The organism is Pseudomonas sp. PHC1, assembly GCF_046487845.1.
In the GTDB taxonomy this organism is placed as follows: domain Bacteria; phylum Pseudomonadota; class Gammaproteobacteria; order Pseudomonadales; family Pseudomonadaceae; genus Aquipseudomonas; species Aquipseudomonas sputi.
Genome location: NZ_JBJXHJ010000037.1, coordinates 23,851 through 33,235 on the forward strand (window position 1 = coordinate 23,851; position 9,385 = coordinate 33,235).

At 56.8% G+C, this 9,385-nt stretch carries 13 protein-coding genes; 4 read left to right on the plus strand and 9 right to left on the minus strand.

Annotation, left to right across the window (positions count from 1 at the left end; all coding sequences use genetic code 11):
- Positions 1–82 precede the first annotated feature (82 nt).
- Both ACKJSM_RS27895 and ACKJSM_RS27900 read right to left on the minus strand, forming a co-directional pair.
- Positions 83–1,132, minus strand: coding sequence for a M48 family metallopeptidase (locus ACKJSM_RS27895; protein WP_410239458.1), 1,050 nt, complete (start codon positions 1,130–1,132; stop codon positions 83–85).
- A 24-nt stretch (positions 1,133–1,156) separates the two neighbouring features.
- Positions 1,157–1,753 carry a LemA family protein gene (locus ACKJSM_RS27900; protein WP_236177619.1) on the minus strand — a complete coding sequence of 199 codons (597 nt, stop codon included), beginning with the start codon at positions 1,751–1,753 and terminating at the stop codon, positions 1,157–1,159.
- 202 nt (positions 1,754–1,955) lie between these two features.
- Here ACKJSM_RS27900 and ACKJSM_RS27905 point away from each other — a divergent pair, with 202 nt between their 5' ends.
- The gene (locus tag ACKJSM_RS27905) at positions 1,956–2,264 is read left to right on the plus strand and encodes an RcnB family protein (RefSeq protein WP_236177620.1); all 309 of its coding nucleotides are present in this window, start codon (positions 1,956–1,958) and stop codon (positions 2,262–2,264) included.
- 100 nt (positions 2,265–2,364) lie between these two features.
- Positions 2,365–2,829, plus strand: coding sequence for a hypothetical protein (locus tag ACKJSM_RS27910; protein ID WP_410239459.1), 465 nt, complete (start codon positions 2,365–2,367; stop codon positions 2,827–2,829).
- 3 nt (positions 2,830–2,832) lie between these two features.
- On the opposite strand, the gene ACKJSM_RS27915 is transcribed toward ACKJSM_RS27910, so the two are convergent.
- Positions 2,833–3,909 (minus strand): sensor domain-containing diguanylate cyclase, encoded by a 1,077-nt coding sequence (locus tag ACKJSM_RS27915; protein ID WP_236177622.1) that lies wholly within the window; start codon positions 3,907–3,909, stop codon positions 2,833–2,835.
- A 141-nt stretch (positions 3,910–4,050) separates the two neighbouring features.
- Here ACKJSM_RS27915 and ACKJSM_RS27920 point away from each other — a divergent pair, with 141 nt between their 5' ends.
- Positions 4,051–4,389, plus strand: coding sequence for an FKBP-type peptidyl-prolyl cis-trans isomerase (locus ACKJSM_RS27920; RefSeq protein WP_007952931.1), 339 nt, complete (start codon positions 4,051–4,053; stop codon positions 4,387–4,389).
- Between the two features lie 43 nt (positions 4,390–4,432).
- Positions 4,433–4,843, plus strand: a complete 411-nt coding sequence (locus ACKJSM_RS27925; RefSeq protein ID WP_410239460.1) for a hypothetical protein — start codon at positions 4,433–4,435, stop codon at positions 4,841–4,843.
- A 76-nt stretch (positions 4,844–4,919) separates the two neighbouring features.
- Here ACKJSM_RS27925 and ACKJSM_RS27930 read toward each other — a convergent pair whose 3' ends face one another.
- The 6 genes from ACKJSM_RS27930 to ACKJSM_RS27955 form a co-directional block, all read right to left on the minus strand.
- A complete protein-coding gene (locus ACKJSM_RS27930) occupies positions 4,920–5,228 on the minus strand; it encodes a hypothetical protein (protein WP_236177625.1) in 309 nt (102 codons plus the stop codon).
- Between the two features lie 27 nt (positions 5,229–5,255).
- Entirely contained in the window at positions 5,256–5,495 is a 240-nt protein-coding gene (locus ACKJSM_RS27935) for a pyocin S6 family toxin immunity protein (protein ID WP_236177626.1), read from the minus strand.
- Positions 5,496–5,510: 15 nt separating this feature from the next.
- The gene (locus ACKJSM_RS27940) at positions 5,511–6,734 is read right to left on the minus strand and encodes a colicin E3/pyocin S6 family cytotoxin (protein ID WP_410239461.1); all 1,224 of its coding nucleotides are present in this window, start codon (positions 6,732–6,734) and stop codon (positions 5,511–5,513) included.
- 209 nt (positions 6,735–6,943) lie between these two features.
- A complete protein-coding gene (locus tag ACKJSM_RS27945) occupies positions 6,944–7,225 on the minus strand; it encodes a hypothetical protein (RefSeq protein ID WP_410239462.1) in 282 nt (93 codons plus the stop codon).
- A gap of 10 nt (positions 7,226–7,235) precedes the next feature.
- On the minus strand, positions 7,236–7,607 hold the full coding sequence (locus ACKJSM_RS27950; protein ID WP_127798595.1) for a DUF6124 family protein: 372 nt from the start codon (positions 7,605–7,607) through the stop codon (positions 7,236–7,238).
- A 437-nt stretch (positions 7,608–8,044) separates the two neighbouring features.
- A complete protein-coding gene (locus tag ACKJSM_RS27955) occupies positions 8,045–9,145 on the minus strand; it encodes a cytochrome P450 (RefSeq protein WP_410239463.1) in 1,101 nt (366 codons plus the stop codon).
- Between the last annotated feature and the right edge of the window lie 240 nt (positions 9,146–9,385).

Consider the following 9,385-nt stretch of genomic DNA (forward strand, 5'->3'; position numbering starts at 1 on the left):
GCGTTTCGCCTGGCGCTGTTGTTCAAAAAAATTCATTGGGCCATCCGTTGGCTGGGGTTGGAATAAACTGCTCAGGTGGTCTTCAGGTGGAGGCGACAACGGCTTTCACCGTCTGATCAGGAGTGCTCGGTGCAGCCACTGTCGTAAAACTCCCATCCCACTGCGGATCGATTCGACGAATCCGTACGCTCAGATCGGGGTGGGTCGCAAACATTCGGCTCAGCCAACCTGAGCCGCCGGTGCTGAAAAACAAATGACTGAACTCGGCGGCACGGGGCGAGCTAATGACCGAGCCTTGGGCATGGGCGCCGATTTTTTTCAGGGCACCGACAATGCTTTGCGGATTGCGCGTGTATTGCACTGCGCTGGCATCGGCGAGGAACTCACGCTGGCGACTGACCGCAGCCTTGATCAGATTGCCGTATAGATTCCCGACAAATCCTGCCACGCACAGTGCGGCACCGAGCGCAAAAACCACCAGCATCAACCGCACGTCGCGTTTGTCGCGCTTGAGCAGGCTGGCCAATATGTAAGTGCCGGCCAGGCCCAGTACCAACAGGCCGTGCACCACTGCCACCAGTTGCGTGTTCAGGCGCATGTCACCGTTGAAAATGTGGCTGAATTCGTGGGCGATGACTCCTTGAAGTTCTTCCCGGGTCAGCAGCGCTACCGCGCCACGGGTCACACCAATGGCCGCGTCCTCCGGTGTAAATCCGGCCGCGAAGGCGTTGATGCTTTCGTCCGGTAACAGATACACCGCTGGCACACGGGTGCCGGAGGCAATCGCCATTTCTTCGACGACGTTCATCAACCGCTGCTCGTCCAGGGTTCGCACATTGCCATTGAGCAGGCGGCCACCCAGTTTCTCGGCAACGACTTTGCCGCCAGCGCGCAGTTGCCGATATTTCAGCAGACCGCCAATCACTACGATGCTGCTGATGAACGATGCAATAACGGCCATTGCCAGCAGCGCATCCGCCAGCGTGCCCGTCCCGCTCAGGTAATCCTCAAAACCATTGAAGACGAAGGGCAGGCTGGTCATTCCGATCAGCATGACGATCGCCAGAATCATCAGGTAAACCAGCCGTGACGTTTGGTTTCGAGCCTGGGTTTGTCGTTCAAAAAAGTTCATCGGGCCATCCATGGAGAGCTGCAATCAGAAAGAAACGTTGGGCGCGGTCTTGATGGCCAGCGTATCGGCAAACTGCAACGGAATCGCGTCCTCGCGATGGCCAAAACTGGCCGCCAGCAGCACCGCCGGAAAACGCTGCTTGAGGGTGTTGTAGGCCATGACGGCGTCGTTGAAAGCCTGGCGCGCAAAGCTCACCTTGTTTTCGGTGCTGCTCAGCTCTTCGCTCAGTTGTTGCATGTTCTGCGAGGCCTTGAGGTCCGGATAGGCTTCCAGCGTCAGGTTCAATCGACCCAGCGCGCTGCTGAGTGCGCTGTCCGCCAGCCCCAATTGCGCGATGTGCTGGGCATTGCCCGGTTTCGCCAGTGCCGCCTCGAGTCCGGCCACGGCGGCATTGCGCGCGGCGATCACCGCTTCAAGGGTTTCGCGCTCATGGGCCAGATAACCCTTGGCGATGCTGACGAGATTGGGGATCAGGTCATAGCGGCGTTTGAGCTGCACTTCGACCTGGGCAAACGCGTTCTTGATCTCGTTGCGCCGGGCAACGAGCTTATTGAAAAGACTGACAGCGTAGAGCCCCAGAAGCGCAAGCAATACCAGATTGACGATGAGGTAGATTTTCACAGTGATGTCCTTGTTCACTCGGCGGGGGCGGGCGCGATCTTATCGCAAATGGATGCCGTTGACTGTATTGGCCCGTTGGCGGTTTAGCCCGGATTACGTTGCGGAGCGTGGCTACAATCTCAACGTCCATCAATAAACAAGGAATGATTCCAGAACCCCGCAGTCGGAGTTCAGGTATCACACATCTGAAGGAGGTTCACCGATGAACAACAAGACCCTAATCGCCAGCCTGGCCCTCGTCGCCGGCATCGCCGGGATCAGCCCCCTCGTTCAAGCGGCGCAAACCTCGAACGACACTGTCGAACATTCACCGACCGGCAACCGCGAACTGAACGTCAACGACCGCGCGCCGGACATCTACCAGCGCAGCGAAAAAGCCATCAAAAACTGGAAACAGAAAGGCCTCAAACAGCCGGAACCGCAAGCGCAGTGGGTGCAGATCAACGATAAATACGTGATGGTGATGATTACCAACGGGACGATTGTGGCGATTCAGCCGGTGGAGCGCTGACCTCAAGCAACAATTGGCCATGGACGGTTGATTGCATTCGAGCGCCGTTCCGGTAAAACGCGGGGGGCGTTTCGAGTGACTGGATGTCAGGAGCAATAGGTTGGAAAAGAAACCCCTTTACCGCAAAGAAAACACGACCACCCATAACGTCCGTCGCAACAATCCCGGCGGGCATTACCGGTATCAGCGACATACCAAGGCTGAAATCAACAGCGAGGCTACTCGCGGCTCGATGCATGGGACCCAGCACCGTGGCTTCGATTACACGCCGTTGTTTCGCTTTTTGCTGTCGCGTGTCGGCGGTGATTGGGACGAGATTTTCAGTGAGGCCGTGTCGCGGCTGGATCGGCACGAGCCGGTGTTCTGGATGGTCGCTGTGTTGGAAAGTGACCGGGAAGAAATAGTGCGGCTCGGTGAATCGAGTTACTTCAATGGTCTGTATGTCGATGAACAGAAGTGCCTGCAAATCGTCAATCCCAAACTGAAAGCCGAAGACATGACGCCCTACTGCCAATGCTGCACGCATACCTTCAATGGCGTTGTGTTCGGTACGCCCGAGCGCTGAAATTCAATCAGCCCGGCCATGACTCAGCGTCTGCCCGCCACCCAGCCGATACTGATTATTCCCGCTGCGTTTGGCCTCATACATCGCCAGATCCGCAATGTGCAGCAAGCGGTCCATGGTCGGTGCGTGGTCCGGGAATACCGCGACGCCGAGACTGGTGCCGATATGGCGTTGTTCGTTGCCGATGGGGATCGGCGGGGACAGTTCGATGAAGATTTTCTGACAGATGCTGCGGGCTTCGTCCTGCAGGTTCAGGCCGGGGGCGAGGCCTTGCAGGATGACCACGAATTCGTCACCACCGATGCGCGCGACGGTGTCGCTGACCCGCAGGATACGTTTCAGTCGGGTGGCGGTGGTGATCAGGACGCGGTCGCCGGCGGCGTGACCGTAGCGGTCGTTGATCGCTTTGAAACCGTTGAGATCGATGAACACCAGCGCCACCCGCGTCTCGGTCACGCGCGCATGTTCGAGTGCTTCCGATAGCCGTTCTTCCAGCACCAGCCGATTGGGTAGGCCAGTCAACGGGTCGAAGTGGGCCAGGTGCTGGAGATAGCTGGCCGAAGCCTTTTCTTCGGTGATGTCGCGCACCACGCCCATCATCTTGATCACCGCGTCGTGATCGTTGCGCACCACATTGCCGGTTTCACGCAACCAACGAATCGTGCCATCGGGCCAGACCACGCGGTATTCCTCATCGTGGTTTTCACCGGTCTCAAGACATCGCAATTCCCCGGCGCGCACTCGGGCGCGGTCTTCGGGATGTACGCAGGAGCAGAACAGGGCGTAGGAGGGCGTCACTTCGCCGATCTTGAACCCGAACATGCCGAAGATCGCGTCCGACCAGTAGAGCCGGTCGGTGTCGACCTCCCAGTCCCAGGTGCCGATCCGGGCGAAATACTGGCTGCGCTTGAAACGGTCGGCGTCGCCGTCCTGCCGAATGTTTTGGCCCTCGGCGGCGCGGGTCAGTAACTCACGATATTCGGCAAGTTGCCGGCGAAGGACGCGCTCGCGGCGGATCAACGCGACGATCACGAGCATCAGCACAACGATAAGGGCAAGGCTGATCCAGAGTTGAGTCATTCAAGCGTCGCTGACATGGCGTATCGATCAGGATTGGTAGCGGGTGGCCATCATCCATCACGGCCAACGTCGGGTCAAACGGTTGCCAATGGCCGGTATTTCTGGGAAAACGGCGGCCAGCGGAACAATAGAGTGAATGTTATGAATGATGAACTGCAGATAATCGATCTTCAGCCCGGCGACGGAAAAGCCGCCGTCAAAGGCGCGTTGATCACCACCCAATACACCGGTTGGCTGGAAGACGGCACCGAGTTCGACTCCTCCTGGAGCCGGGGCAAACCGTTCCAGTGCGTGATCGGCACCGGTCGGGTGATCAAGGGCTGGGATCAAGGGATTATGGGGATGCAGGTGGGTGGCAAACGCAAGCTGCTGGTGCCGGCGCATCTGGGTTACGGCGAGCGGACGATGGGCAAAATTCCGCCGAATTCGAATCTGGTGTTCGAGATTGAGTTGCTGGAGGTTTTGACGCGGGAGGATTGATAACCGGAGGTCATCTTGTTCGAACGGCTCAAGGATCAGGTCGATGGATGTTGAACAGATCATTTACGAAACCGTTGCGTGGTTGACTATCGAACATCCGGGACGACGGAGTTCGATTTACAACATCCAATTGGTACTCTTCGCGGCCATGATGATTTTTTTGTGGTTCGTCGCAAAGGATGTCCTCGCACGGCGCAAAGCCTTTCTGGCCAGCAAGGTTCAGGTCCTGGCGTCAAAGCCACTGTCCGCAATTTCCTTCGCCGAGGAAGACGGGCAGAAGATCAGGTTCACCGGCGTTTTGCTGGAGAAGGAGGGCGCTTACACCGTGACAGTGACTCGCGACGATGACAAAGAAGCCACTGTTTCGTCCCGTGACGGGTTGCTTTCGCTGGAAGAGGTCGAGGCTTACTTGAGAGTGCATACGCCTTTCATTCTGTCTGACTTTCGGCGGTGATCGCGTCTGCACATAAAGCCCGTTGTGATGAGGTGAAGCCCTGATCACAACGTCCTGCATGCAAGGGCTCGATGAATCAGGTAAATGCCTCAATATCGTCAAGCGTGTCTGAAATCACGCCTTCTAGCGAAGGGAATCTTGTCTTCACTTCATCCAGCGCTGCGAAGGCAATGTCTTTGTCCAGCTCGCCGTGTCTTCGAGCAATGTGGCCCAAAGCGGTAATGGCAGATGCGACAACCGACTCATTGCTGCTGGCCAGATACTTCAGGCAGGTTTGCTGAGCCCAGATTCTGTCTGATTCGTTCAAGCCAATAGAAATCAATCCAGCGACAACATTCCTTTCCACGCCGCTTTCAAGAAGCCTCACTGCTTCATCGTGGTTCACTGTTGGTTCTTGATAGGAAAGACTCAACTACTCCCGAACCCCGATAAAAAGATCCAGTTCAGTTGGTAGGTGTTCATTAAGAACTGAAGCGATTTGCCGGACCTGACCTTCATTCAATAACCATTCTCCGGCCTCGCTTTCTTCCAGGCTTTCCCAACCCAGCAACGCTAAAACCGCAGCTTCTGCCTCAGGCTTCACTGTCAGTTCAAACTTCAAAGAGTCGTCCTCTTCATCACCTTTCAAAAAGCCACTTATCCATAAAAACATTAAAAGCCTCCTGTATTACTTCGGGGTAGATCTCTCGGGATCTGCGGGATCTATTTGTTCACCGGTTTCGTGGTTGAATTCACCAAGGTGTTTGCCTTGTTTGTTGTAAAGCTCAATAGCGCCAGTCTTGCTATCCCATTCATATATTCGCCCCTTCCGGTCCTTCCAGCGGCTTCGCTTGCCTCCTCCACCCTGAACGCTGCTTTTTGATTTGACTGGTTGGGCATCCGGGAATGCGGGCAGTGTGCGTGGGGGCCTGTGGTATTTGATATCACCGCCCAGTGCTGGCCTGGAGAGCACAACATACAGTGGCTGCACCCCGGAGTCAGCCGGAAACACAAGGATGAAATCCTCGTACTCTGACGGATAGATCGGGCTGACGATGATTTTGTCTGCTTGCTCAGTCGGCGGATAAATCCAGATAGTCGGTGTTTGTGGGGCACCTTCCAGCGGTGGGATACCCGAGGTGCTGGATGAATCGACGGCAGGCGTCCAGGTCAACGTGACACCATTGCCAAAGTCAGCCACTTGGCGAGAGCCTTGGGCGGCGAACTGCACAACCGGAATCATTTCCCAGTCAGGGCGCTTTTGAGTGTTGTAGCCATACCCTTTGAGACTGCCATCGGACTGTTGCTCTACCTGTAGTCGAATACGTGTTCGGCCTTCTTTCAGTGATCTGAGCTGTTCTTCGGTATAGAGCGAACTGTCACCAAGATTGGATGGCCACAAAAGTGCAACCATGCCCGCCAAAGCACCTGCTGCAACACCGCCCGTGACTGCGCCCACGCTGGACATGGCGCTTGTGCTGGTGCCAATAGAAGCCGAGCCTCCCAAGAGAAGCGTGCCTATAGCAGACGGTAACTTGGCACCACCTATTCTTTTGAGGGTGATATTTCCCGCCGCATCTAATTCGCGGCCACCGAGCAAGGTGAATGCTCCAAAGTCAGCCAGTCGTTCGACCGGGATAAACCCTGCGGGGCTTTCATGGTTGATGACGCCGTCGGGGAGGTTGCAGCTCTTGGTAAAAACACACCCTAGGGCGCTGTGTTGATTCGGTTGTTGAGACTGCCGAAGAAAGCGATCTTCGTAGGCTTGTTGTCTGGCCTGCATCTCGTCGTACTTTTTTTGTCTGACGTCCTGCTCTGCCAGCTCGGTAGCAGTCATGTAGCGGGTAGTGATGTGGTGCCCGTCGCCTGAGGGGGGATTCTGAATTCGGGGAATTTCTGATTTTCGAGCCATGAGCGTCCTTGTTCCAACTTTTAAAGCGTTGGGAACGCTATCTGAATGAGCATTTGAAAGATGTAGGACGGTTATGAAGCTCAAGCGGTTGTTACAAAAAAGGTGTTCTCGGCAAGATCCGTGGAGCGATTTTTTATGAGTTGTAAACACAAAACCCGCTGCCTCCGTGAAGGGAGGCAGCGGGTTTTTCTTGCCTTGTGCTTCAGGTGTTACGCAGCCATTGCCATCTCATCCAGCGATGCGGCAACCGTGCTGGTCAGGCTCGGAAATCTGCGTTTTACGCTGTTGAGTGCCGGCATTACGCGGTCGCGGTCCAGTTTGCCGTGATCGCGGGCGAGCTGGACGAGGGCTTCGAGGGCGGCGGTGACGATGGATTTTCTTTCGCTCTCGAGCAGAAGCAGGCAGGCCTTTTCGGCCCATTGGCTGTCTTTCTCGTTGAGGCCGATGGAGATCAGGGCGGCGATGATGTGTGCATCGGATTTGCTTTCCATGGGGTGTTCCTCAGGTCGTGGCATCGAGAGTGTCCAACGCCCGGTTCACGGCGAGTTCGCCACACATCACGACTTGGGCGATGCCCAGCACGGTGCTGCGGTAGGGCGGGTCCAGCAGCGCGGCGAAGTCGCTGAGCATCACGCTGGCGGAAGTCATCGATTCGCAGGCGTGGGCCAGCAGGGCATGCTGATCCAGGTCGGGGGCGACCAGGAACATGCGGCCGGGGCAGTGTTGTTTCGGGGCGGTGGGTTTCAGGTAATGGTCGAGGGCGCGCTCGGCGGCTTCGTGGAGTTTTTTTGAGTCGGTTGTAGAGTAGGGCGAAGTCGGGTCGGACTCATTGGGTACGTCAGTTTCGGGTGGATCGGGAACGTATTTGAACATTTTTGGAAAGTCTCAAAGTGATGCTGACACCACCTCGCGACTAAACGAATAGGTGGCAGCTGTACGCAGGTTAGTCGACCGGTGACTTCCCAAAACCGGCGCACCCGAGGGTGCCCTGCACACAGCCGCCATAGAGTGCAGGTAAATGCCACCTGACTGTCTGGAGCACATGCAACGTTTTGAGAAATCATCGAGCGACTAAACCCGATCACTGACCATTCAGTGACGCGAACCAAGTTACCGACGCCCTCAAAACCGCACAAGCCGGCGGATTCTGGCGTAGTTGTAGGCAAAGGCGCAAGGCGATGTAGCCTCTCGGATGAGGGCAAAATGATGCTTCATTTTTCAGTCCGCCATCGCGAGCAAGCTCGCTCTCACAGAGTTGTGCGTTCTCTCAAATTCCCTGTGGAAGCGAGCTTGCTCGCGATGGCAAATGTTCATGCACCGACAATGCTGAACATCGGAATTCGTCCATTCAGTGATGGCCGGTAGTGCCAGGTGAATCTTCCCGGATCAATGTCGCGGGCGAGGATTTCAGTGAGCGTGGCGCGGGCGATCGTCATTGCCAGCGTCTGTCCGGGACATTGATGCCGACCGCTGCCGAACGTGAAACTGCGGCGGTTCGGGCGATCCACCATAAAGCGATCCGGGTTTTCATTCAGTGCGGGGTCGCGATTGGCCGAGGCCAGCAGCACCAGAATCACGTCACCGGCTTCCAGCCGCACGCCGTCGATTTCGCAGCTGTTCGCCACAAAACGGCGGGTGTTCTGTACCGACGGATCGAAGCGTTGGACTTCAGCCAGCAATGAATCCACTGACGCCGCGTGTAATTCAGGCTGACGCTGCAACGCCACCAGCGCATTGCCAATCAGCCCGGCAGTGGCCTCGAATGTCTGCGAACAGAGGCCGATCAGGTTGGCGAGCAGCACGTCCTCATTGCCGACAAAACGCTGGCGAATGTCGGCAAGAAACGGGTTCGGATCCGCCAGCAATTCGAGGAAGTATCCGCGCAATTGCTCCGCCGCACGATGGGCCGCCGCCAGTTGCAGGTCATTGCTCAACGGCGACAGGCATGCCGCGAAATCCGCCGTCAGTTCACTGATAACCCGTGCCTGCGCCGGAGTGAATCCGAGCAGCGATGCAACCACGCACACCGGGCCGCAAAACATGGCTTTATAGAGGCCGTCGGCATCCTTCGTGATCAACCGCGCGGACACCAGAGCGCTGACTTCTTCCCGATCAATCAACCCCAACGGCGGCTCGATGGCCGAACGCGGGCAGCGCTGGGCTTCGCCGTCATTCATGCGCATCAACTGGCCGAACACCTTGCCCGCCATGCCATCGGCAAGCGCCTTGGGCACCGGCTCCTGCACCGGACGCACCCGGCAATCCGAATGCGCCAACACCGCGCACACCGCCCGGGCGCTGCTGGCGACCCACAGTTTAAGTCCGTGATGAAAGGTCAGCCCGCCCGCCGCGCGCAGTTCGGCGTAGTAGGAGTAGGGATCGGCGTGAGTCGCAGCGATGATCGGGTCCATGGATCGCAACCTTGTCGGTGAGGAAAGTGTTGCTACTATCTCCAGTCCATGAGGGCGATGATTCGTCCGGGAGCGAAATATGAAGGTTGGATTCGCAGGAGACTTGGACCAAGCGCAACTTCAGTTTTTTTGAATCCGTGTGTGCGTGGTGCCGGGAAAATATAAGGTTCTTCACGGAATCCCGGGAAACATAGAAACAAGAACGCCGATTTGGTTGATGATGTTCGTGCGAGCAAACAC